We start from the raw sequence: 24,631 nt of genomic DNA, 5'->3' as shown, positions 1-24,631 counted from the left end.
TTCCTTGTGGTGACACAATGTCGTGGACTTGCGATGGCGGCAATGGTGGCGCAGCCGAATGATCCTGTATGACGCAGTTTAATTCATGTTCCACTCCCGATGCCGCCAGAACAACTCGGCATTCCCGCCTCACTTCGGTAAAATCAGCTCAGAGGCGGCTTGGCGTTCCGGAATAGAGTCGTCACAAGAGCATGGACATTAATCATCATGGCGCAGATACGCCGTTCGCAGCTACTTTGATCGTGAACGGATTTTGCTCCGCAGGGGGATAGCGTGAATTCAAAGCGACTCGTGGTAGCGATGGCAATGATGGCCGGCCTGTCGATGGCGGCAGGCGTTCGGGCGGATGATTCTGTACCTGCGCCGGTTCCGAATTGGTCAGATCCGACGACCGGGATGGATTTCGTGTGGATTCCGCCAGGCTGCTTCCAGATGGGCAGTGGCGATGGCGATGCGGCGGAACAGCCGGTGCACAAGGTCTGTGTCAAAGGTTTCTTCCTCGGCAAATACGAGGTTACCCAGCGGCAGTTCAACAGGCTGGTTGATGGTCACATTGGCAGTTATCGGGGGCGCAGCCTGCCGGTCGATCAGGTGAGCTGGGACGATGCGATGGCGATGGCGCAGGAGTTGAGCGCACGCAGCAAGGCCAAGTTGAGGCTGCCGACGGAAGCCGAGTGGGAGTATGCCTGTCGGGCCGGTGGCGTGCATGATGCCTACTGCGGGTCCGGTTCCCTTGGTGCTTTCGCCTGGGGGAGCAAGGCCCCCGGTGGCCTGCATGCGGTGGGCGATCTGCGCCCGAATGCGTGGGGTCTCCATGACATGAGCGGCAATGTCCGTGAGTGGACGCTCGATTGCTGGCATGACAACTATCAGGGGGCACCGGCCGATGGCTCGGCATGGCTGGCTGGTGGCGACTGCGCCAAGCGCGTCGAGCGTGGCGGTAGCTGGAAGGGGGCGACCAGCAACCTGCGCGCGGCCAAACGCTCGCGCACGGGGGCTGCCCTGCAGGTCAATTACATCGGTTTCCGCCTGGTCCGCGAACCCTGAGTCAGAGGGCGAGGCTCAGGCCAGCCACGAGGCGCTGAGGGTCACGCCGCCTTCGTCGTTGGCGACCAACGAGAATTTTCCGCCGGAGAGCTGCATCTTGTCGAAAATCGACTGATACGGCGAGTCCTCGTTGTCGAGCACCAGGCTGTCGTCGCGGATAGTCAGCGTAATCGCCCCGTTGATTTTTTCCAGCAACACGCCAATGCGGCCGAGGGCTTCTTCTGCGGTCAGTGTGGTCAGCGCGTCGGCGAATACCCGGTAGACGATATTGTTGAGGGATGAGGGAATGTCCTGGTTGGTCAAGCTCAGGCTTTCCTCGACATCGATATGCGGATGTCGCTCGCGGAATTCGTTGAGGCGCATGTGCAGGGTCGTCACCAGGCCGAAGTCCTCTAGGCTGCCCGGGTGGATTTCGGTGGCCACATGGCGTACATCCTGTGTCGCTGCATGCAGTACCGGTACCAGCTTGTTCAGTGCCACCTGCGGGTCGACGCCCCGGCGATAGGCCAACATTGCAGCTTCGATTTCCATCTTGGCGGCAGCCAGTGTCTGGGCGATGCGCTCGTGCAGTTCGGCGGCAACCTGTTTCTTTTCCGCCTCGTGCGAGTCGATCATCCGTCGCGACACGGCAGCCAGCAGGTTTGAGCGCTCGGCGAGTTCGACCTGTTGCTGGTCGATGACGCTTTCAATGCGCTTGACGATGATCAGCAGCGAAAAATACAACATCAGCATGATGATCAATGCGGTCGAAATGAACAGGGCTTGCGACAGCGCACTCCGGTCGGCCATGGCTGAAATATCGGTGGATAGCAGTATGGCGCCGATCACTTTGTCGCTCTGGTTGGCGCGGAGTGGATAGTAAGTGTGGGCCAGGTTTTCTTCGCCGGACGGGGCGATATAGACATTGAGGATGTCCCGGTAGGCGACCTTGGTGACGATTTTTCCGGTCATCGCCTGAAGGAAGTTGGCGTCGCCGGAAAATTCCCGCTGGCGGTCTTGGGCGCGGCTCGCAAAGAGCACGCGCCCCGAACTGTCGATCAGGATGAGCCGGCGCAGGCTGCTGTGCCCCTCCAGTTCTCGCAAATAAGCCTGGGGGCCTTCTGTTGTTGGTGAAGGGCTGCCCGCTTCCCGCTCGTTTTGTCGGCGCAGGGGAGGGGTCATGATTTCCGCAAGCTCGGCTTCGATCGCGATGACATTGGCTGTTTCGCTTTGTTGCTGGATGTCGGCGATTGAGATGTAGCGGAAGCCCATCGTCATGAGGGTGGCGGCGATAACGATGGCGATAAGGCTGATCAGAGAAAACGAACGCAGCCCGGTAAATGAGTGCCGCATGACGCCTGACTGGCGCGACGCGCTCGCAACCTCGCCTTTCAGCGGGGATTTGGTGCCTTGCGGCCCATAAACAAAGCGACTTGGATTCTCATTGACCATGTGGCTATCACTTTAGTCGGGGGAGGGGGGGCGCTGTCAATGCGCTGGCGACAAATTGGGGGAATATTGAAGGGTTGAGTAGGGTTGCCCCTACCGCGATTTGCGCTTGGCGCATACCGATAAGCAGGGACTTACCCCGCTGCCTTCGGGGGCGCCTGATGCCATACTCGATCCGATTGCTAATTTCCGGCCTGTCCGGACCTGATACGGGAAAGATATTGATGTTGTCGAGGCGACTTGCTGTTGCTGCTGGATGCTGGAGGCTGAAGCTGGCCGGCGTCGGCGCGCGCCTCGTGGTCGCCGTTGGGCTGTTTTTTTCCACCCAGTGGGCGATGGCCGGAAACACCATATTCATCCACGCCAGTGCCGATGGCGCCATCGAAATCAGCGATGCCCAGGAGACCGTGGATTTTCGAGTGCTGCTTTCGGCTGCCGATTTGCAGACGGTGCCTGTCGATGTACTGGTGCCCCGGAGTGGTCGCGTCAAAGGCAGTGGCCAGCTGTTTCTCGCCCAGGGCGTTGAGCGTTTTCGGGCCGAGGTTGCCGAGGCATCGCGTCAGGCGAGAGTTGATGCGCGCCTGGTACATGCCGTCATGGCTGTCGAGTCCGGCTTCAATCCCAATGCGGTTTCTCGTGCCGGGGCGATCGGATTGATGCAGTTGATGCCTGGTACGGCGCGTCGATTCGGTGTTCGTGACAGTCGCGATCCGGCCCAAAACATCATCGGTGGAGCCCGCTACCTGAGCTATCTGCTCGACTTCTTCAAAAATGACATGACCCTCGCGCTGGCCGCCTATAACGCCGGTGAGGGGGCTGTTCTTGGGGCTGGGCGCAAGATTCCGGCTTTCCGGGAAACCATCGCTTACGTGCCGAAGGTTCTCGAAATATACCGTCGCCTCGAGTCTGTCCGAATCTAGTCAAACCCGACCATTTTCACGACTGCGATGCCGGCGCTTCTGCACTGGCGAAAAATTGATCGGCGCCAGACCGCTACGCTGGCACCGGCGTTTCCCCCTGTCTCCTGACTGGGCGGTATCTTCCTGTCCGTAATTTATGCGAAATGTGATATGTTTCACACGCATATTTAACATTGTTTCTCTATGATTCAGTCCGTTGAGCGGATGTTGTTCGCTCACGTCTTTTTCATTTTGAGCATTGGCTGGCTTCGGGGGATATACATGAAAGCAGGGATAACCGTTGGGCGTGGCGACGTTCGCCATGGTCGTCAACTAATTACCAGATTTTGCTTGGTTGCCAGCCTGGCATTGGCCTCAACCGTCGCGCTGTCAGCCGACGAGAAGGCAATGGACGAGCACCATCACCATCATCACCACCACGACCATGGTGCCGCCGCTCCCGGTTCCTCCCCTGTGGTGCGCAGCCAGGTTGCCTATGAGCTGCCGGCCGTGAAGCTGGTTCGTCATGATGGACAAAGCGTCAGCCTGACCAAGGAGCTTGACGATGGTCGTCCGGTCATCCTGAATTTCATTTACACGTCCTGTACGGCAATTTGCCCGGTGTCGAGCCAGATCATGTCCTCGGTCCAGTCGCAAATGGCCAAATTGTCGCTCAATGCGCATCTGGTTTCCTTTTCCATTGATCCGGAGTTCGATACGCCGGATCGTCTCCGGAAGTATGCGAAATCGTACGATGCGAAATCGCAATGGCATTTTTATACCGGCTCGGCACAGTCCAGCATCGCCGTCCAGAAGGCCTTTGATGCCTATCGTGGCGACAAGATGAATCACCTTCCCGTGACATTCATTCGTCAGGCGCCGGGTAAGCCTTGGGTCCGCCTGGAGGGGTTTGCCACTCCCGAGCGGATTGTTCAGGAATATCAGGCGCTGGTCGGAGGCTAAGTTTCAATGCCAGAAAGCGGCGCCGCGATGCCGGATCCTCACGCCTACCAGCGCCCGCCGGGCATGGTGGCTGATGTCCGGCGGCCGGGTGCCGAGGATGAGATTTGTCAGCTTTACCAGCTCCTCCGCGAAGCGAAATCCGAGTTGCAGATGGTCTCTGCCGAAATGGTTGCGGCCCAGGAACTCGAACGCAAGCGGATCGCTACAGAATTGCACGATAGTATCGGATCGTCGCTCGGTTCCATTGGCTTCGGCATGGGCGCTGCGCTGGCCCGGGCCAAGCTGGCCAAGGATCCGGAGCTGACGGGGCTGCTTGACCTTATTTCCGTCCAGATCAAATCGGCCTTGACCGAAGTCCGGCGAATCTCCCAGGGGCTGCGCCCCGCCTCGCTCGACGACCTGGGTTTGATCAGTACCTTGAGCTGGCTGGTCAGGGAGTTTCGTGCGGTTCACCCGTCGATTACCCTCGTGGCTGATATTGCGCTGACCGAGAGCGAGATCCAGCCAGCCTTGCGTACGCCGATGTTTCGTATTGTCCAGGAGGCGCTGAACAATGCCGTCAAGTACGCCAAGGCTGCGAAGATCGGTATTTCCCTTGGCCGCTCCGAGTATGAAATCTGTCTTGAAATCTACGATGACGGCGTTGGTTTTGATCCGCAGGAAATAGAAAGAAGAGAAAGCATTTCGGGTATTGGGCTGCGCGGGATGGCTGACCGGATCACCATTTCTGGTGGAGACTTCCGGTTGAGCAGTTCGCCGGGGAATGGCACCCGAGTTCTCGCCTGCTGGCCGGTGGCATCATGCGCAGCGGATGAGCCAGGTAGCAGTCATCACCACGTGGCTGGTCGAAACTCAGCCGCGTGACTTGAATCATGAAAGCGACACAGATGAAAAACAGGAATCAGGGCTTCATGGCCCGTGTGCAGGCTGGCTTTACCTTGCTCGAATTGCTTGTCGTCATGGTCATTATCGGCCTCCTCGTGGGTTATGTCGGGCCGATGTATTTCAAACAGGTGGGCAAGTCCGAGATCAAGGCGGCGCGGGCGCAGATTGACGCTTTTGGCAAGGCCTTCGATCAATACCGGCTGGATACGGGTCACTACCCGACCACGGAGCAGGGCATGGCAGCACTGGTTACCAAGCCGGCCAACGAAGCGAAATGGGATGGGCCTTACCTGAAGAAGGCGGTTCCCCTCGATCCCTGGGGGACGGCCTACGTTTACAAACGTCCCGGCGATCATGGCGAATACGACCTTCTCTCCTACGGCAAGGACGGCGTTCCTGGCGGGTCCGGCGAAGACGCGGATATCGGTAACTGGGAGTAGGGGCGATGCGTTTTGAAATGCGCTGTCTGGGCGAGGGGGGTGAAATCACCACCATCGTTCAGGAGGCCTCAAATATGGAGGCGGCGCAAAGCCAGGCCAGGCAGCAGGGCTATCGTGTCCTCAAAACAACGGTCCGGCGCGAATGGGGCGGCTTTCGCTGGGGCGGCGCGCAAAAATTTCCGCTCGGACAGTTCAGCCAGGAGTTGTTGACCCTGCTCGAGGCAGGCCTGTCGATTGTCGAGTCGATCGAAACCCTCAAGGAAAAGGAAGGGCGGGCCGAACATCAGCGCCTGCTTGGCCTGATCGTCGATGCGCTGTACGAAGGGCAGTCCTTTTCCCAGGCGCTGGAGGGATTTCCCCAGACCTTTACGCCGCTCTATGTGGCCACCATCCGCGCCAGCGAACGGACCGGCGACCTTCCGGAGTCACTGTCGCGCTATGTCGCCTATCAGGCGCAACTCGATATCGTGCGCAAGAAGATCGTCGCTGCGGCGATTTATCCGGTGCTGCTGGCCGCTGTCGGCAGCCTCGTCATCGTCTTCCTGCTGGTTTACGTGGTGCCGCGTTTCGCTCGGATTTTCGAGGACATGGGGGGGCGGGTTCCCTTCATGTCGCAATTGCTCATCCGCTGGGGGGCGCTGGTGCATGACCATGGCTGGCTGATGCTGTTCGGGATGACGGCTTTTTGCACCCTGATGGGCTTCTGGCTGACCCGGCCGTCGGTGCAGCGCGCCATCTTCGACTGGGTTTCCTCGCTGCCGGCCATTGGCGAACGTTTTCGCATGTACGAACTGGCGCGTTTCTACCGTACGGTCGGCATGCTGCTGCGCGGCGGTATGCCCATCATGGTGTCGCTGGTGATGACCGGTGACCTGTTGCGCGGGCCGCTTCGCCAGCGGCTGTCCACGGCCTCGGCGAGCGTGCGGGAAGGGGTGCCGCTGTCGGTGGCGATGGCCGCCTCGGGGTTGACCACGCCGGTCTCCTTGCGCATGCTGCGGGTTGGTGAGCGAACCGGGCAGATGGGCGAGATGATGGAGCGTATCGCCCGCTTTTACGATGATGAGGTGGCGCGCTGGGTCGAGTGGTTTGTTCGCCTGTTCGAGCCGCTGCTGATGGCTTTCATCGGTCTGGCCATTGGTGTCATCGTGGTCCTCATGTATTTTCCGATTTTTGAACTGGCAGGGAGCATCCAGTGAGCGTAATGGCGGGAACCGCATTTTCTCCGGCTGACGTTGAACTGGCGCGCACACAGGCCCGCCAGGAGAAACGCCGCATGGTCGACGTGCTGGCCGAATCCTCGGGCGGTGTTGACGCGTCCTTCCTGGCGCGCCTGGGCCAGATGTTTGGCTATCCGACCATCGAGATGGCCGAGTTGCACGCCGGTAAGCCGGCGCTTGATCTGCTCGAATTTCAGGATTTCGTCCGCCGCGAAGTGCTCCTCATGCGCCTGCCTGAAGGCGGCCTGACGCTGATCCTGAGCGACCCCTTCGATACGGCCCTGATGGCCTGGGCCGATGCCAGCATTCATGGCGAATTTTCCATCCGCCTGTCCTCGGCCGAGGATATTTCGGCCTGGTTGTCCCTGCACGAAGCCGGCGTCAGCGCCATGGATTCGGCCCTGGTCGGCGCCGGTGCCGGTCTGGCCCAGTCGTCTGCCGTTGAAGAACTGAGCTATCGGGCCATCAACGAAGATGCCAGCCCGGTCGTTCGCCTCGTCAATTCGACGGTTTATGATGCCTTGCGGGCCGATGCCAGTGACATTCACCTCGAATCGACAGCGGTCGGCATGCAGATCAAATACCGCATCGACGGCGTGCTCATGCAGGTCGGCTCGGTCAACGCGGTCAATCTGGCCGAACAGACCATTTCCCGCATCAAGGTCATGTCCGAACTGGATATTGCCGAACGGCGCGTTCCCCAGGATGGTCGCTTCCGGGTCAGCCTCAATGGTCGCGAGATCGACTTGCGGGTGTCGATCATGCCGAGCATCCACGGCGAGGATGCCGTGCTGCGGATTCTCGACAAGCAGTCGCTGACCGACCAGATGAAGGGTCTGTCGCTGAGCAGCCTGGGCTTCGACGAATCGATTGCCAAACTGCTCCGGCGGCTGGCCGGCGAGCCGTACGGCATGCTGCTGGTGACCGGGCCGACGGGGAGCGGCAAGACCACCACCCTCTATGCGGCGATTACCGAGATCAACCATGGCCGCGACAAGATCGTCACCATTGAAGATCCGGTCGAATACCAGCTGCCCGGCGTCCTGCAAATCCCGGTCAACGAGAAAAAGGGCCTGACCTTCGCACGCGGCCTGCGCTCGATTCTCCGGCACGACCCGGACAAGATCATGGTCGGTGAAATCCGCGACTCGGAAACCGCCCAGATCGCCATTCAGTCGGCACTGACCGGCCACCTCGTGTTCACCACGGTGCACGCCAACAACGTGTTCGATGTGCTCGGTCGCTTCATGCACATGGGGGTCGATCCCTACAGCTTTGTCTCGGCTCTCAACGGTGTGCTCGCCCAGCGTCTGGTGCGGGTCAATTGTCCGGCATGTGCTGCCGATTTCCAGCCCGATGAAGCGCTACTGACCGATTCCGGGCTGACGCAGGCCGACGTCGCCGATTTCAATTTCCGCGCAGGGAAGGGCTGCGGCCAGTGCCGCGGTAGCGGCTACCGTGGCCGGAAATCAATTGCCGAGGTCTTGCACCTCAATGATGAAATTCGCGAACTGATCGTCGCCCGCGCCCCGATCCGTGCCATCAAGGATGCCGCGCAGCGTAACGGCACCCAGTTCCTGCGCGCCTCGGCGCTTGAGCTGGTCAAGCGCGGGGAAACGACTTTGGAAGAAATCAATCGTGTCACTTTTGTCGCCTGAAGCGCTCACTGCCTATATCGGCCCCGGCGATGTCGTGGTCGTGCACCGCCGTGGCTGGCGCCGCACCATCGCCGGCGGACATATCCTGGCCTGCGCCGCTGCCGAGGCCAACGGCAAATCGGACAAACCCGCCTACATCGCCGTTGCTGCCGCCCTGCGCGGCATTCTGGCCGAAACCGGCGCGCGCCGGCTCGACATTGTGGTGTCCAACCACTGGGTGCACTACATGGTGCATGCCTGGCGCGACGACGCGGCTGACAACGAAGAGCAAAGCCTTCTGGCCCGCATGCGTTTCACCGAGATTTACGGCCCGGTGGCTGACAACTGGCAGGTGGTGATGAGCGACGAAGCCCCTGGTCGCCCGCGTCTCGCCGCCGCCATCGACGGCATGCTGCTGGGCATGCTCAACGATGTCGCGACGGAGTCCGGCGTGACGCTCAATAGGGTTCAGCCCTTGCTGATCGGCATCGCCAATGCGGCGCTGGGCCAATATGGACAGCGCGGCCAGAAATGGATTGCCGTACATGAGTCCGGGCGGCTGACCCTGGCCCTGCTTGATGGCGCTACCTGGGTATGGACGCGCAGCCAGCGCGTCGCTGTCGACTGGACCAACAACTTTGCCGGCCTGCTGGCCCAGGAAGCCCTGCTCGCCGGTCAGGACGAGAGCACCGAAGCCATCATTTTTGCGCCGCTGGTCAGCGGCAAGGCGATTGCCGCGCGCCCCGGCCAACTGGCCCACCTGCTCGCCGCGCCTCCCTTTGTCGGCGACGGACTGGGTCGTCCGGACCCGCGTTTCGGCTATCCGCTGGTGTTCCCATGAGCGTCCCCTTCCATCTCGATTTTGTCCGCTCCCGTCGTCCCGCCGGGATGCCCGGGATCATTCTCCTGGTCGCCGGCATTGTTGCCTTGTCGGGTATCGTTGCCTATGACCTGGCCGATCTGCAACCGACCCAGGAAGCCTTGCAGCAGAAAGTCGCAGAGAGCCAGCAACTTCTCAATGCCCGGCATCCCGAACCGCCCAAAGGTGAACTCGCCCGTTTCGAGAGCGACCGGAAAGAGGCCGACAAGGCAAGCATGGCCCTCAATCGTCCCTGGAAGGCCTTGCTCGATACCCTCGAGTCGCTGGCTGATCGGCCGGTTGCCCTCCTCACGCTTGAGCCGGATGCCATCAAGGGAGAGATTGCCCTGTCGGCCGAAGCGCGCAATCTCGAAGCGATGAGCGCCTATTACCGCGATATCCAGCGCCTCGACGGTTTCTCGGAAGTGGTCCTGCGCACCCACCAGACCAATTTTCAGGATCCGGACAAGCCGGTTCGCTTCCGCATCACCCTCAAGTGGAACGTCCAGCCATGAACGCCGCCCAACTCTACCGGCTGGTGGTCCATCAACTCCTGCGCCTTGGCGTGCCGGGCGGCCTTGGCATTGTCCTGCTGATGGCTGCCGTGGCGTGGTCGGTCCTGGTTCATCAGCCGGATATCCAGCGTATTGAAAGCCTCCAGAACAAGGTCGCCCGACTCGAAGCGAAGCTTGCCGAACCGCAGGTGGACGAACCTGCTTCGCCGGTCGAGAAATTGCAGGCCTTCTATAAGTCGATCCCTGAGCGGGACAAGATTCCGGACCGCCTCAACGAACTTTTCAAACTCGCCAGTGAGACGGGGTTGTCCCTCGATATCGGCGATTACACCCTGGTGCACGAAGTGTCGGGGCGGCTCGACCGCTTCCAGATAACCTTCCCGGTCAAGGGCGGTTATCCGAAATTGCGCCAGTTCATCTTTGCGGCGATTGAAGTTACGCCGGGACTGGCCCTCGAAAGCATCGCCTTCAAGCGCGAACGCATTGGCGATGGCGAGGTGGAAGCGCGGCTGTCCTTCCTGCTCTTCGTGGAGAAAGCCAAATGACGCCGCGCCGCCGAGGACTCCTCCTTGCTCTGGCCCTCGTCGCCACGGTGTTCATGGTCTGGTTCGTGACGCCGGATGGTGGCGAATCGGTCGGGCCGGTAAAGCGCCGGGCGCCAGCGGACAGTGTTGCCCTGAGCAAACCGGCCGAGGCAGCCGCCGGGGAAAAAGCGCCGGGTGATCCGGCGGAAGATGCCGATGCCGAGAAGGAAGCGCCCAAACCGGTCGATCTTTTTGCCTCGAATACCTGGTATATCCCGCCGCCGCCACCACCACCACCACCACCGCCTCCCCCGCCGCCGCCGCCCCAGCCGCCGGCGCTGCCCTTTACCTTTGTCGGCCAGTACATTGAAGGCGGCAAGCCGCTATTCCTGCTCGGTCGCGGCAATCGGGTGGTGTCGGCCTATGCCGGCGATGTGCTGGAACAAAATTACCGTGTCGAAGGTATGGTCAACGGGCAGCTGACGTTTACCTATCTGCCCATGGATGCGATACAAACGCTCAACACGGGGAACACCCAGTGACGAATTCGGAATCAAGGAATATTGCCATGCACCTTCGGCCCAAGACAGGGGTCCGCTCCGCGGTCACCCTCATCACCCTCTGTATTGCCACGCTGTTTGCCGGTTGCGCCAGCGACCTGCATCACTATCAGGGCATCTCGCTGACCGACGAAGGTCATTACGAGGAAGGCCTGGCTAAGCTCGATCTGGCCCGCCAGGAAGCACCCAAGGACGTCAAGAAGCAACAGGCCTACATCCAGCAGCGCGATCTGGTCATTAAGAAATTGCTGGCGCTGGCTAGCTCGGCGCGCGCCGTCGAGGATTACGAGAAGGCCGAGAGCCAGTACCTGCGCGTTCTCAATCTTGATTCGAACAACATGGCCGCCCGTCAGGGCTTGGCCGCCATCGAAGCCGAGCAGCGCCACGCCCGGATGTTTGCCGAGGCGCAGGCCGCCTTCAAGCGCGGCGATATGGTCAGCGCCCAGGCGACGGTGCGGGCGCTCCTCGTCGAGAACCCCGGTCACGTCAAGGGCAACCAGTTGCGCTACCAGATCGGCGAGTCCACGCTTAAGGAGGACATCGCCGGACCGACGCTCAACATCAAGGGGCGCAAGCCGGTCTCCCTGCAGTTTCGCGAAACCAACCTGAAGATGGTCTTCGAAGCCATTTCGCGCGCCACCGGCGTCAATATCCTGGTCGACAAGGATGTTCGCAACGACCTCAAGGTCACCCTTTTCATCCGCGATACCCCGGTCGACGAAACGCTCGACCTGGTGTTGATGCAGAATCAGCTGGAAAAGCGCGTGCTGGGCGAAAACACAGTCCTCATCTATCCGCAGACGGCGGCCAAGATGAAGGATTATCAGGAACTCAAGGTCCGTCGCTTCTCACTGACCAATGCTGATCCCAAGCATGTCCAGAGCATGATCAAGGCGATCCTTAAAACCAAGGATGTCTTCCTCGACGAAAAGACCAACGCCGTGATCATCCGCGATTCGGCCCAGGCGATCCGCCTGGCCGAGCGCCTGGTCGCCTCGATGGACCAGCCGGAGCCGGAAGTCCTGCTCGAAGTTGAGCTGATGGACGTCAATCGCAACAAGACCATCGACCTCGGTGTTAACTGGCCGACCTCGATCTCCTGGGCTTTTGCAAAGGTGCCGGTGGTACAGACTGACGGATCAACCAAGGCCAATTCTGGCCCGATTACGATCAATGACTGGCGCGGTCGTACCGGCCAGAACATTACGCTCAATGTTGGAAACGGCTTCGGCGTTGCGGTGAAGGCCCTGCAGAACGACGGCGATACCCGCGTTCTGGCTACGCCGCGCATCCGGGTGCGCAATCACGAGAAGGCCAAGACCATGGTCGGTAGCCGGACGCCGGTTATTTCCAGCGCCGCGACGACGACGCAGGGGGCCGCCTCGTCAGTCTACAACACCAACATCCAGTACCTTGAGACGGGTATCAAGCTCGAGGTCGAACCGACCATTTATCTTGATGGCGATGTCGCCATCAAGATTTCGGTCGAAGTCAGTGACCTCGGCGACAAATACGAAAATGCCACGACCGGGACGCTGGCCTACTCGACCACCACCAATAACGCCTCGACCGTGCTTCGGCTCAAGGATGGTGAAACCCAGTTGCTCGCTGGTTTGTTGCGCGGTATGACGGCCAATAATGGCAGCGGCAAGATCCCGGGTCTGGGCGATATTCCCATCGCCGGACGCCTGTTTGGCATCCAGTCCGATCAGTGGCAGAACCGCGAAATCGTTCTGGCGATTACGCCGCGCATCATCCGCAACAACCAGATTGCCGAAGGTGATCTGATCGAAATGTGGTCGGGTACCGAGTCCGCGCTGCGCTACGGCAATACCAAGATTCGTATTCCGGCCAATTCCGGCATCGTCAGTCCGACCGCCGTACCGACGCTGGCGCCGCCCCCGGCCCCAGCTCCGGTGGCACCAGTGCCAGCGGCTATGCCGGTAGCACCGCAGCCGGCTCCGGCCACGACCGTTGTGCCGGCTGAAATGCCCCCCGCGGTGCCACCTCCGGCAGCCGCCGCCGAAGCACCGGCTCCAACGTTGGTGACCATCTCGCGACCAGGCTTTAGCCCCACGGTCCGTCTGGTCACGCCGCAGGTTCCGCTCGTTCCGCCATCTGAAACGCCGGCCGCAGCGGCCACCAATGCCCCGGCTCAATGATCCTGCGTCGGCGCCTTTCCGGGGGATTCACCCTCATCGAGTTGCTGGTCACGGTCGCCCTGGTCGGCCTGATCGCCTCGATGGCCTTTCCCTTTGCCGAACTGAGTGTGGCCCGTGCGCGTGAACGCGACCTGCGCGATGCCCTGCAGCAGATTCGCACCGGTATCGATGCCTATAAGCAGGCCTTCGACGAAGGCCGTATCCAGCAGAAGGTCGGGCAGACCGGCTATCCCCCAAACCTTCAGGTTCTTGAAGATGGCGTGGACGATGTCAAGAATCCGACGGTCGGCAAAAAGCTTTATTTCCTACGCCGGATTCCCCGTGATCCATTTTCCAGCAACCCGTCGCAGTCGGCTGCCGATACCTGGGGCAAGCGTAGCTATGCCAGTTCGGCGAAAAATCCGCAAGAGGGTGAAGATGTCTTTGACGTCTACTCCAAATCGAAGGCGACCGGTATCAACGGCATTCCTTATCGGCAATGGTGACCATGCAGCCTGACAACCGTCCCCGCCTCGCCGGGTTCACCCTGATCGAACTGGTCGTCGTCATGGCCATCATTGCGCTGCTCGTCGCCCTGGCGGCACCGCGCTACTTCCATAGTATCGACCGCTCCAAGGAAACCGTGCTCAAGGCTAATCTGGCCCAGACCCGCGACGCCCTCGACAAATTTTACGGCGACAACGGCCGCTACCCGGATTCGCTGGAGATGCTGGTCGAGAAGAAGTACCTGCGTGGCCTGCCTTACGACCCGCTGACCGACAGCAAGGAAACCTGGGTCATCGTGCAGCCCAAGAATACCGATTCAGGTGGCGTGTACGACCTGCACAGCGGGGCCGAGGGCACTGCCTCGGACGGAACGAGCTATGCCAGCTGGTAAACAGGGCGGCTTTGCCTATGTCGCGCTGCTCATCACCCTGGCCATTGTTGCAGCCGGCGTTGGTGCGGTAGCTGATGTCTGGCATACCACCATGCGGCGCGAGCGCGAAATGGAACTGCTCTTCGTCGGCCATCAATTCCGTCAGGCCTTGGCGCAATTTGCCCAGCGCCGGGGGCGTTATCCGACAGCGCTTGCTGAAATGCTCGGCGACGGTACGGCAAACTCCGCCCGTTTCCTGCGCAAGATCTACCCGGATCCGCTGACTGGCACTGAGGAGTGGGGGACGGTCAGCAATACGGGCGGTCAGATCGTTGGCGTCTACAGTCGTTTCGACGGCGAGCCGATCAAGCAAAAAGGTTTTGCCGAGCGAGACAACGCTTTCGAGGGCAAGAAAAAGTACACCGAGTGGATATTTTCACCGCTGGCCTCGGTGGCTTCGCCCAATGACGTCAAGGCGGCGCCGCCCCCAAATGCACCCCAGCCGCGCACCGTGGTCAATCCGGAAAGCGGTTTGCCGGGATCGCGCAACATGCAAGGCAGTACGCCGCTGATTATTACCCCAGTTGTACCGAGAAGAGGGACGCCATGAGCAAATACACCATCCTGATCGCCGAAGATTACGCGCTGATCCGCGCCGGCATCCGCTCGCTGCTTGCCGCCGAGGCCGATCTCGAAGTGGTTGGCGAAGTCGACAACGGCAAGGATGCCGTACGCCAGGCCGTGGCGCTCAACCCCTCGCTGGTCCTGATGGACCTCTCGATGCCCGGTTCCAACGGCATGGATGCGATTGGCGAGATCAAACGCCGCAATCCCGATACCCGCGTCCTGGTCCTGACCATGCACAAGACCGACGAATATATCCAGGAAGCCCTGCGCATGGGCGCCTCCGGCTACATCCTCAAGGAATCGTCGTACAACGAACTGATCACCGGTGTGCGCACCGTGCTGTCGGGCAAGATCTATCTTTCGCCGGATGTCTCGGAACGCGTCGTCAACAGCTTCATCATGTCGCCGCCGGCTGCCACCCCAAACAACACGGGCGGATCAACCTGGAACAGCCTGACGGTACGTGAGCGCGAGGTCATCAAGCTGGTCGCCGAAGGGTCGAGCAACAAGGAAATTGCCGAATACCTCTGCCTGTCGATCAAGACCGTCGAGAAGCACCGCTCCAGCCTGATGCGCAAGCTCAACCTGCGCAATTCGGCCATGCTCATCGCCTACGCCATCGAAAAGGGTATCGTAACCCTGTAGTGCGTGGCGGGATGGTTCAGGCCGCTGGCCTGTCATCAAATCGTCATCGGATCGTCATCAAAACTCAGCGCCATGCCTTTAACCATGCGGGTTGCGACTTTTCGTGAAGTATTTCACGGGGCATACTCCAAAACCTGTTGGAGGGGTATGGTGGGGCGGGAAAACCCGCATAAGGGATGATCAAAAACACTCGACGGAGTAGGGTGTTTGCGCAGTGCGTCAAATTGCCGCAGCACCGAGAATGGCATCGTGTATGAGAGGCCGTGTCACTAAGCCCTCTCACAACGATCAACTTCTTAGCGGGGATTCGACGAAATGAAAAATCAGACGCAAACTTTCAGGCTTAGCAAAATCGCAACGGCTGTTTCGATGGCCACCCTGGCCCTGTCGGCCGGTCTATCCATGGCCGGTCCCGGCCGAGTGCCGGCTGTCGGTGGTTATACCGTACCGGCCCAGTGCGGTCCGGACGTTGAGCCGGGTACGCCGGGCTATCCGGCCTACTACGCCTGTATTAATACGGCCAAGGGCACCTGGGTTTCCACCGGCGTACAGCCGACCTACTTCGCCAACAGCCCGCTAGGTACTCGTATTGACCCCGTTGATAACACGCCTGTCTTCACCGGTAAGGCCCTGCGCAAGTTCGTCGATACCCTGCCGGGCGTAGGTTCCGCCGGCGCCAACAATCTCGGTCAGTATTTGCCGGTGGCCAAGGCTGATACTACCTCCTACCCGGGTAGTGACTACTACGAAATCGCCGTCGTCGAGTATCAGGAAAAGCTCCACAGCGACCTGCCGAAGGGGACCACCCTGCGCGGTTACGTCCAGATCGACCGTGGCATGACAAACACCTCGTCGGCAGCCGGTATTGCTGCCGCCAATGCTTACCGTGATCTGCTCGCCGGTCTGGCAACGCAACAGGCTGCCTATACCGCCGCTGTCGATGCGCTGAATCTCTTCAATTCGCTGGTTGCCGGCCTTGATGCCGCCAACGTCACCTACGCTGCGCAAAACGCCATCTACGCCCCGCTGTATGCCAATCTGGGCAGCACCCAGACTTCTTACAGTGCCCTGCTGGCTCAATACAATACCGACCTCGTGGCCTACAGCGCCCTGGTTGCCGCCCTGCCGACCCAGCAGCTGGCCTACAACGCCGCCGTCAGCAACGCCAATGCCGCGATGGCCGCCCTGAGCGCCGCCAACGCCGGTGTCCAGACCAACTACGATATCGTCAAGTCGGTCGATGCCCAGTATCAGGCCCTGGTTGATGGCCTGGGTGCTGCCCAGACCGCCTACTCGGCGCTCATGCAGCCGGTCACCGATTACCAGCAGGCTGCTGCCAATCTCCTGACGGTTCAGGCCGCCTTTACGGCTGCCCGTCAATCGCTGGTTGACTACAATACCAACGTTGCGATGCTGCCCAAGGTTCAGCAAGGGTATGCTGCTGCAATTGCTAACCATAACGCTGATTGGGTCACCTTTAATAACAACTGTGACATGATTCAGGTAGTGGGTGGCACTACTGCTGACTGCATCATGCCTGTCGAGCCTGCTCTGGTTCCCCCGGCTGGATATTGGTTTGCCAGCAACCTTGACCGGAAAAATGGCATTCTCAGTGTGGTCGGCCCGGCCCCTGTCGAGCCGCCTGTTCCTGCCGGTTACACCCACATCGGCAACGGCGTCCTCGAAGCCACCCTGCCGGCTGGCGGCTTGGTCATCCCGACCGTTCCGGGCGGTTATATCGTTGATGCCGCTGGCACCCTCAGCGTGTTCGGTCCGAAGCCGGGAGACGCCGTTATCCCGACGGGCTTCCAGTCCTCGGGCACCGGCACCTCGCTGGCTGTCACCCCGGTTGTCGTTCCGGTTCCGGCTGGCTACACCGTCACGGCTGGTGTCCTCAGCGTAACCGGTGCAGCCCCGACCGTTCCGGCTGTCCCCGCCGGTTACGTCGATCTCGGTAATGGCACCCTGGCTGTTGGTGCAGCGGCTCCGGTCATTCCGGCTGGCTATGTGTTGAGCGGTGGCGCCCTGATCGTTCCGGGTACCGCCCCGGCTGCCCCGACCGTTCCGGCTGGCTACGTGCTGGCTCCGGACAACCTCACCCTGACCGTTCCGGCTCTGCCCACCGGTACCGGATTCCCGAGTGCGGGCAGCCTCGGTTATCCGCTGCTCTACCCAAATGGCACCCCGATCCTGGTTGCCCTGGAAAACTCCGATCACAGCCTGGCGATTGATCCGGTCACCAAGCAGCCGATCATGGTTCCGGCCTATGCCTACGACAAGCCGCATTACCTCGGCCCGGTCATCGTTGCCCAGGGTCAGAGCTCTGAAGCTGCAAACGACAATCGTCCGACACGCGTCAAGTTCGACAATCTTCTGCCGACCGGTCGTGCCACGGTTACCAAGGATGCCGCTGGCAAGGTGACCAACGTTGTCCGTAACGGCGATCTGTTTATTCCGTTCGATACCACCCTCATCGGTGCTGGCGCGACGCCGGCGGCTGGTGAAACCTACATGCAGAACCGTGCCAACATTCACTTGCACGGCGGCAATACCCCGTGGATTTCCGACGGTACGCCGCACCAGTGGGTGACGCCGGTTGGCGAATCGGCCACCGTAACGCAGCGCCGAGGTGTCAGCACGGTCGACGTGCCGGACATGCCGGCTGCGGGTGATGGTTCGTCCACCCTGTACTTTACCAATGCTCAGTCGGCCCGCCTGATGTTCTACCATGACCACACCGTTGGTCAGACCCGTCTGAACGTGTACGCCGGTATGGCCGCCGGTTACGTCGTGCAGGATGCGGCCGAGCAGGCATTTGCTGCTTTGACCGGTCTTGATGGCCTGGGTATCCCCCTGATCATCCAGGAACGTACCTTCGTGCCGGAAGACATCGCCATCCAGGACGCCAAGTGGCGTACCGATGCCTGGGGCAAGCCGGGTGACCTGTGGTATCCGCACGTTGTCGAAACCAACCAGGATCCGAACAACCGCGCCAATCAATTTACCAACCCGGTTGGTCGTTGGGACTATGCCCTGTGGTTCTGGCCGGTTTTCCCGGTCACCAATGCACTGCCCACCGGTGATTACGGCAATGTCACGGTAACCCCCGAAGCCTTCGGCGATACGCCGCTGGTCAACGGTACGGCTTACCCGACGATGACGGTCAAGCCCGAACCGACCCGCATGCGCATTCTGAATGCCTCCAACGACCGCATGTTCAACCTGCAGTTGTATGTGGCCGATGACAGCGTAACGGCTACCGATGCTGATGGCACCATCCGCCGCAACACCGAAGTCAAGATGATTTCGGCCATCGCCACCGATCGCCTCAACAATCCGCTGCCGGATTGCCAGGTCGTTCCGGGGCAGTCTTACGATCAGCTGGTTGTACCGCTGCAGGCTATTGACGGTAACGGGGTGCCGATTTCCGGTGCTACCGGTCCGGGCTCCTGCTACCCGTACAACTGGCCGACCGACGCCCGTACCAGTGGCGTGCCCGATCCTTCCCTGGTTGGCCCGACCATTTGGCACATCGGCACGGAAGCCGGTCTGCTGCCGAAGGTTGGTGCTGAGCCGCCGGTGCCGATGAACTTCGACTACAACCGTCGTAGCGTCACTGTTCTCAACGTTTCGCAGAACAACGATCCGACTCAGGCATGTGCCGCCGCCAACAACGGCGCCGGTAACTGTCATGGTCTGTACATGGGCAATGCCGAACGGGCTGACGTCGTTATCGACTTCTCGGCCTATGCCGGCAAGACCCTGATCCTGTACAACGATGCACCGGCTCCGAACCCGGCTTCCGATCCGCGTATCGACTACTTCACCAACAATGGCGATCAGACGCTGGCTGGTGGTACGCCGAACACGCTGGCAGGTTTTGGCCCGAACACCCGCACCATCATGCAGATCAAGGTCGATGCAACGCCGACCACCAAGACCACCAAGGGTGGCGCGCTGGGCACCGCCAAGTGGGTCGACGAGGTGCTGAACCCGGCCCTGCAGGCTGCTTACCGCGCCAGCCAGGACAAGCCGTTGATTGCTCAGCCGGTTCTCGACCAGGCCTTTGGCACCAATATCACCGGTGGCGAAGCCCAGCTCGGTACCATTTTCATCGGCTCGAACTCGCAGCTCGCCACGACCTTCAAGGATGCCGACGGCACCACCAAGGGTTATTGCGTGCCTGACGTGATCCCGGCTGTTGCAGGTGCAACGACCTTCCCGGACAACCTGGCAACGATGAAGATGCCGGCCTCCAAGAACGGCATCAATTGCGACGGCCCGATCCTCAACAAGGCCATCCAGGAACTGTTCGACAAGTACGGCCGCATGAACGCCACCCTCGGTGCCGAACTGCCGGCCACCACGGCGCTGACCCAGACGACCATTCCGCTCGGCTACATCGATCCGGTTACCGAGACGCTGCCGGCTGGCGAAACGCAGATCTGGAAGATCACGCACAACGGCGTCGATGCGCACCCGGTGCACTTCCATCTGCTCAACGTGCAGGTGATCAACCGTGTGGGCTGGGACGGTACGCTGAAGGAGCCGGAAGACGGCGAGCGCGGCTGGAAAGAAACCGTCAAGATGAACCCGCTCGAGGACATCATCGTCGCGGTCAAGGCTGCCCGTCTGCCGCCGCTGCCTGGCTTCGGCGTGCCGAAGAGCGTCCGCGTCATGGATCCGTCCAAGCCGGAGTCGAATCCTGCTGTTGCTGGCACGATGAATCCGCCGGACTTCATGAACATCGACCCGCTGACCAACATCCGTCCGGCTGGTGGCCAGCAGAACGTCAAGTTCAACTACGACTGGGAATACGTCTGGCACTGCCATATCCTTGGCCACGAAGAGAACGACTTCATGCGTCCGTTCGTGTTCACCGGTATGTCGGTTGCACCGACTTCCGCCTCGCAGGCTGAGATTGCTGCCGCCACGCTGGCTGACAGCCGTCCGGGTGCCGTCGCTGGTGCTGCTGTTGGTGCCCTGCCTTCCGGTGCGCCGAGCGGCGTGACGGTGGTTGGTAATACCGTCAGCTGGATTGATAACGCCAAGAACGAGTATCGCTTCGACATTCAGCAGGCACCGTTCGATGCACCGGTTTCGCAGGTCATCTCCGGTATCACCTACTATGTCCAGGGTACGACGGCTGGCAACTACACGACCATCGGCACCGCACTGGCTAACGCCAGCAAGTGGACCGCCCCGGCAGCTCTGCCGACGACCGGTGTTGCCTTCCGCGTTGCAGCTGTCGCTGCTGGCGGCTCGGCTCCTTCGACCGACGTCGTGACGACGCCGGTTCCGGCTCCGGCTCCGGTGGTTGGTGGGCTGACTGCGACGCTCGTGACCCCGACCAGCCTGACTCTGGGCTGGACCAACCCGACCCCGTCGGCTACGGTTGGCGTGCCGACCGAGACGACTGTCGGTTGTACCGGTGCCGCAACTTGCGTCGGTCAGACCACCGCCTGGTCGGCCGTGATGAACACCTCTGCCTACAAGGCCGGTGCTCAGACACGCGCCTTCACCGGTCTGCAGCCGGGTACCGCCTACACCTTCACGGTGACCGAGACCAATCCTACCGGCAACGCCAGCACCTCGCTGAACGTGACGACGCCGATGGTGGCTCTGGCTGCTGCGCCGGTCCTCACCTTCTCGTCGGGTCCGGTGGCAATCGCCAACTGGGCACCGGTGGCTGGTGCGGCTAGCTACAATGTCCAGGTCAGCGTCAATGGCGGCGCCATCCAGACGTTCAACGTTGCGGGCACCACCTTCGATACGACCGGTATCTCCCTGACGGCGGGTCGTCCGGTGATGATCCAGGTTGCTGCGGTGAGTGCTGGCGGTGTGGCCTCGGCCTACAAGGCCACCACCACCAACGTGCCGGCCATCCCGAACGTTGCTGGTCTGACCATCCCGACGGCAACCACGACGGCAACTGGCGTGACCTTGAACTGGACGCCTTCCAACAGCGTTTCGGCGACCGGTTACTCGGTGCAGATGGCGTCTGATGCAGCCTTCACCAACGTGCTGACGACCACCGCAGTCGCTGGGGCGGCAACGAGCACGCTGGCTGTCACTGGTCTGGTGCCGAATACCACCTACTGGTTCCGTATCGCCAACACCGACAACAACGGTGCGACGGTTGGTACCTACGGTGCTGGTGTCAGCAAGCTGACCCTGCCGGCAGCCGCCACTGCGCCTAGCTTCAATGCCGTGGCAACCACCACCGCCACCGTGTCTCTGACGACGATGGCTGGGGCGACTGCTTACCAGGTGTATCGTGATGGCGTAGCGACTGGTGGTGCTTCGCTGACCACTCCGCGTACGCTGACCGGTCTGGTGGGTAATACGACGTACAACTTCACGGTTGCCAATCGTAATGCCACTGGCTACGGTGCCCAGTCCCCGGCCCTGACGGTGCTGACGGCTCCGGCTACCCCGGTTGCTCCGGTCGCTGCTCAAGGCGCCATTGGTAGTGCTGCAGCAACCGTGACCTTCGTCCCGGTGGCTGGCCTTACCTACGATGTCGTGATGCAGAACCGTACGACCAACGTTGTCTCTACGGTAGCTACCGGTGTGACGAGTGGTTCGGTCACGGTGAATAGCCTGGTCGTCGGTAACCAGTACCGCTTCGCCCTGATCGCCAGCAACTCCGCAACGGCTCCGGCTGTTGGCGGTGGTGTCTCCCTCCAGGGTGGCTTCGGTAACACGGTTACTGCCCGGTAATTCGTAGCACTCATAACGCCGGCTTCATGGAAGTTCATGAAGCCGGCGTTTTTTTTGCGTTACGATTACGTCTTCTGGCGTAATCACTGAACACAGGAATCGACGAATGAAAAAATTGCACATGCTCCCGCTGGTTTGCGTTCTTGTTGCTGCCAACGTCATGGCGGAAAGCCAGCCGGTCGGCAAGGAAGTCAGGCAAACCAGGGAATCCAAGGAAAAGACCAGCTATGTGATCGGTATGCAGACCGGCCGCAATCTGCGTATGGGCGGAATGGAGATCGATGTGGAGCAGATGATTGCCGGTCTGCGCGATGGTCTCGATAACAAGTCGACCATTTCGGACGACGAGGCCCGCAAGATCATGACCAATGCCATGAATGACGCCCGCCGCAAGACCCGTGTCGCGGCCGAGGATAATCGCATGCGGTCGGCCAAGTTCCTTCAGGAAAACCGGATCCGGCCTGGCGTTGTCGTGCTCCCCACTGGCGTCCAGTATGAAGTGATCAAGCAAGGCACCGGTGCCAAGCCGATGGATGTCGACACAGTGGTTGTCAGTTATCGTGGCACCCTGATCAATGGTCAGGTATTCGACAAGTCCGAGGATGGTAAGCCGGTGGCCTTCAAGCAGGCCGGCCTGATTGCCGGCTGGCGCGATGCCCTCAAGGAAATGACGGTGGGTTCGCAGTGGAAGTTGTACGTGCCGCCCGAGCGTGCTTACGGCGAGCAAGGTGCCGGCGCAATCGGCCCCAACGAAGTGCTCATTTTTGAGATGGAACTGGTGGCGGTCAAGCCGTCCAAGTAAAGGGTCAGATCATGGCGCATCCCGATTACCTGAGCCGCAGCGGACAATGGGGGCGCGTTGTCGGCGTCCTGGCTGGCCTGCTGTTATGCCTTTTGGGCGGAACTGCGGCCCTGGCCGCCGATGACCTGGTCGAACAGGGGCGGCGTATTTACGTGGACGGGGTGCTCCCCTCGGGAGCGCCGCTGACCGCCCTGCGGGCCGGCGACGTGCGGGGTGAGGGGAGCAGCGTGGCCTGTGTCACCTGCCATCGCCCGAGCGGGATGGGTCAGGTTGAAGGCGATCTGCAGGTCAGGCCGATTACCGGCAATTATCTGTATCACATCGGCCGCAAGAACATGGCGACGATGGATCCGCGAATCGGCAAGCGGATGAATCAGGCCCATGCCGGCTATAACGACGAGACGCTGGCCCGCGCTATCCGCGAGGGCATCAACAGTCAGAACACCCGCATGGTCACCCTGATGCCACGCTATAACCTGGAAGCGCCCGACATGGCGGCGCTGCAGGCCTACCTCAAACAGTTGTCGGCGAACTGGTCACCCGGCGTCACCGCCAAGATGATCCACTTTGCCACCATCGTCACGCCGGAAGTCGAGCCGGCCCGGCGCAAGGTTTACGTCGACATGCTGCAGGGCATTTTCGACCAGAAGAATGGCAGCACGATGCCCGGTCGTCGCCACATGGTTTCGCCGGCAGAAATGCTCGGGGGCACCGAGCGTAACTGGACTCTCCATGTGTGGACGCTGGAGGGCGCGCCCGAGACCTGGGCGGCCCAGCTCGACGCCCTATATGCCCGTCAGCCGGTATTCGCTGTCCTCGGCGGCCTGTCCTCCGGCGACTGGTCGCCGGTGGCCGACTTCTGTGAACAGAAGCGCCTGCCCAACTGGTTCCCCAGTGTCGATTACTCGCCTTCGGAGCACGGTCGTTATACGGTTTATTTCTCGCGCGGCGTAGGTCTCGAGGCGGATGTGCTGGCCAAGACCCTGCGTGACGGCGCACCGGTCAAGGGGCGTATCGTCCAGGTCTATCGTGAGGGCAAGATCGGCCAGAAGGGATCTGAACAACTCAGGGCGGCTTTGGCCGAGACCGGCGACAAGACGGTGGTCGAAGATCGTGTCGTCCGCAAGCCGGGGCGCAAGGCGGTTCGGGAAGCATTGTCCGGACTGAGTCGCAGTGACGTGGCGGTCCTTTGGCTGACGCCCGATGATCTGGCCGCCCTCGGTGAAGGGGCGCCGCCGAAGAGCCGGGTGATTGTCTCCGGGCGGCTGGCTCGTGGTCAGTGGGCGACCCTGCCGCTTGCCAGCAAAAAGTCGCTCGAAGTGGTTACGCCTTACCTGCTGCCGCACAATCAGGATGCCAATCTGGCGACCTACCGCATCTGGATGGATTTACGGCGGTTCCCGGTGGTCGACGATGCCATGCAAAGCGAACTCTTTTTTGCCGCCAGTTACATGACGGCGACCATTTCGGAAATGCTCGACAATCTTTATGTCGATTATTTGCTGGAGCGGGTGGAAAACATGCTGACCGTTCAGGAAACCCTGCGTGCGGTCGATGAGTCGCGCATGCGCTCACTGGCCGGAAAGCCCGGTGCGATGATCGCGCATTACGGGCCGGAAACCTCGCCGGAGGGGATCCACCGCTCGACGCTCGAGCGGGTCACCAATATCAAGGCCGAACAGACGGGAACCAGCATCTATCCCGCACTCGGTCTTGGGGCCGGGCAGCGCCATGCCTCCAAGGGAGCGTATCTGACCCGTGTGGCGGGGCCGGGCCTGCATGATCTGGTCTCGGACTCTGGCTGGATCGTGCCCTGATTGGGTGGTGCGCGGAGCGGCCCTG

Annotated in this window: 20 protein-coding genes; 19 read left to right on the top strand and 1 reads right to left on the bottom strand. The window is 60.9% G+C overall.

The genetic code is table 11. The annotated features are described in order from the left end of the window. The first annotated feature begins 273 nt into the window (after positions 1 to 273). A complete protein-coding gene (locus HYN24_RS14065) occupies positions 274 to 1,047 on the top strand; it encodes a formylglycine-generating enzyme family protein (protein WP_162888755.1) in 774 nt (257 codons plus the stop codon). Between the two features lie 15 nt (positions 1,048 to 1,062). On the opposite strand, the gene HYN24_RS14060 is transcribed toward HYN24_RS14065, so the two are convergent. Next, the gene (locus tag HYN24_RS14060; RefSeq protein WP_162888754.1) at positions 1,063 to 2,379 is read right to left on the bottom strand and encodes a sensor histidine kinase; all 1,317 of its coding nucleotides are present in this window, start codon (positions 2,377 to 2,379) and stop codon (positions 1,063 to 1,065) included. Positions 2,380 to 2,699: 320 nt separating this feature from the next. Here HYN24_RS14060 and HYN24_RS16275 point away from each other — a divergent pair, with 320 nt between their 5' ends. From HYN24_RS16275 to HYN24_RS13970, 18 genes are all read left to right on the top strand, one after another. Beyond that, the gene (locus HYN24_RS16275) at positions 2,700 to 3,395 is read left to right on the top strand and encodes a lytic transglycosylase domain-containing protein (protein ID WP_305790963.1); all 696 of its coding nucleotides are present in this window, start codon (positions 2,700 to 2,702) and stop codon (positions 3,393 to 3,395) included. A 330-nt stretch (positions 3,396 to 3,725) separates the two neighbouring features. After that, positions 3,726 to 4,337 (top strand): SCO family protein, encoded by a 612-nt coding sequence (locus tag HYN24_RS14050; protein ID WP_162888753.1) that lies wholly within the window; start codon positions 3,726 to 3,728, stop codon positions 4,335 to 4,337. A 27-nt stretch (positions 4,338 to 4,364) separates the two neighbouring features. Further along, on the top strand, positions 4,365 to 5,201 hold the full coding sequence (locus HYN24_RS14045; RefSeq protein WP_162888752.1) for a sensor histidine kinase: 837 nt from the start codon (positions 4,365 to 4,367) through the stop codon (positions 5,199 to 5,201). Positions 5,202 to 5,224: 23 nt separating this feature from the next. Beyond that, the gene (gene gspG / locus HYN24_RS14040) at positions 5,225 to 5,662 is read left to right on the top strand and encodes a type II secretion system major pseudopilin GspG (protein WP_117609832.1); all 438 of its coding nucleotides are present in this window, start codon (positions 5,225 to 5,227) and stop codon (positions 5,660 to 5,662) included. A gap of 5 nt (positions 5,663 to 5,667) precedes the next feature. Continuing rightward, positions 5,668 to 6,858, top strand: a complete 1,191-nt coding sequence (locus HYN24_RS14035) for a type II secretion system F family protein (RefSeq protein ID WP_117609831.1) — start codon at positions 5,668 to 5,670, stop codon at positions 6,856 to 6,858. Positions 6,859 to 6,863: 5 nt separating this feature from the next. Then, entirely contained in the window at positions 6,864 to 8,537 is a 1,674-nt protein-coding gene (locus HYN24_RS14030; RefSeq protein ID WP_117609830.1) for a GspE/PulE family protein, read from the top strand. Beyond that, a complete protein-coding gene (locus HYN24_RS14025; protein WP_162888751.1) occupies positions 8,518 to 9,357 on the top strand; it encodes a hypothetical protein in 840 nt (279 codons plus the stop codon). Before HYN24_RS14030 ends, HYN24_RS14025 begins: the two co-directional genes overlap by 20 nt. Continuing rightward, on the top strand, positions 9,354 to 9,890 hold the full coding sequence (locus HYN24_RS14020) for a hypothetical protein (RefSeq protein ID WP_117609828.1): 537 nt from the start codon (positions 9,354 to 9,356) through the stop codon (positions 9,888 to 9,890). Before HYN24_RS14025 ends, HYN24_RS14020 begins: the two co-directional genes overlap by 4 nt. After that, a complete protein-coding gene (locus HYN24_RS14015) occupies positions 9,887 to 10,435 on the top strand; it encodes a hypothetical protein (RefSeq protein ID WP_117609827.1) in 549 nt (182 codons plus the stop codon). Before HYN24_RS14020 ends, HYN24_RS14015 begins: the two co-directional genes overlap by 4 nt. Beyond that, positions 10,432 to 10,956, top strand: a complete 525-nt coding sequence (locus HYN24_RS15985; RefSeq protein WP_162888750.1) for a hypothetical protein — start codon at positions 10,432 to 10,434, stop codon at positions 10,954 to 10,956. The genes HYN24_RS14015 and HYN24_RS15985 overlap by 4 nt, the downstream gene beginning before the upstream one ends. A 26-nt stretch (positions 10,957 to 10,982) precedes the next feature. Beyond that, positions 10,983 to 13,136: a secretin N-terminal domain-containing protein gene (locus HYN24_RS14005; RefSeq protein WP_117609825.1), complete on the top strand. Its 2,154-nt coding sequence runs from the start codon at positions 10,983 to 10,985 to the stop codon at positions 13,134 to 13,136. Beyond that, positions 13,133 to 13,621 (top strand): type II secretion system protein, encoded by a 489-nt coding sequence (locus HYN24_RS14000; protein ID WP_117609824.1) that lies wholly within the window; start codon positions 13,133 to 13,135, stop codon positions 13,619 to 13,621. Before HYN24_RS14005 ends, HYN24_RS14000 begins: the two co-directional genes overlap by 4 nt. Positions 13,622 to 13,623: 2 nt before the next feature. After that, positions 13,624 to 14,013 carry a type II secretion system protein gene (locus HYN24_RS13995; protein ID WP_117610398.1) on the top strand — a complete coding sequence of 130 codons (390 nt, stop codon included), beginning with the start codon at positions 13,624 to 13,626 and terminating at the stop codon, positions 14,011 to 14,013. Then, positions 14,000 to 14,602 carry a type II secretion system protein gene (locus tag HYN24_RS13990; RefSeq protein WP_117609823.1) on the top strand — a complete coding sequence of 201 codons (603 nt, stop codon included), beginning with the start codon at positions 14,000 to 14,002 and terminating at the stop codon, positions 14,600 to 14,602. The genes HYN24_RS13995 and HYN24_RS13990 overlap by 14 nt, the downstream gene beginning before the upstream one ends. Next, positions 14,599 to 15,264, top strand: a complete 666-nt coding sequence (locus HYN24_RS13985) for a response regulator transcription factor (RefSeq protein ID WP_117609822.1) — start codon at positions 14,599 to 14,601, stop codon at positions 15,262 to 15,264. The genes HYN24_RS13990 and HYN24_RS13985 overlap by 4 nt, the downstream gene beginning before the upstream one ends. Before the next feature lie 369 nt (positions 15,265 to 15,633). Next, positions 15,634 to 21,987, top strand: coding sequence for a fibronectin type III domain-containing protein (locus HYN24_RS13980; protein ID WP_117609821.1), 6,354 nt, complete (start codon positions 15,634 to 15,636; stop codon positions 21,985 to 21,987). Positions 21,988 to 22,093: 106 nt separating this feature from the next. Further along, positions 22,094 to 22,789, top strand: coding sequence for an FKBP-type peptidyl-prolyl cis-trans isomerase (locus HYN24_RS13975; RefSeq protein WP_117609820.1), 696 nt, complete (start codon positions 22,094 to 22,096; stop codon positions 22,787 to 22,789). Between the two features lie 11 nt (positions 22,790 to 22,800). Then, the gene (locus HYN24_RS13970; protein WP_117609819.1) at positions 22,801 to 24,606 is read left to right on the top strand and encodes an ABC transporter substrate-binding protein; all 1,806 of its coding nucleotides are present in this window, start codon (positions 22,801 to 22,803) and stop codon (positions 24,604 to 24,606) included. The last annotated feature ends 25 nt before the right edge of the window (positions 24,607 to 24,631 follow it).

Origin of the sequence: Dechloromonas sp. HYN0024 (genome assembly GCF_003441615.1) — a bacterium.
Lineage (GTDB): Bacteria > Pseudomonadota > Gammaproteobacteria > Burkholderiales > Rhodocyclaceae > Azonexus.
This window is presented reverse-complemented; position numbering and strand designations above follow the sequence as displayed.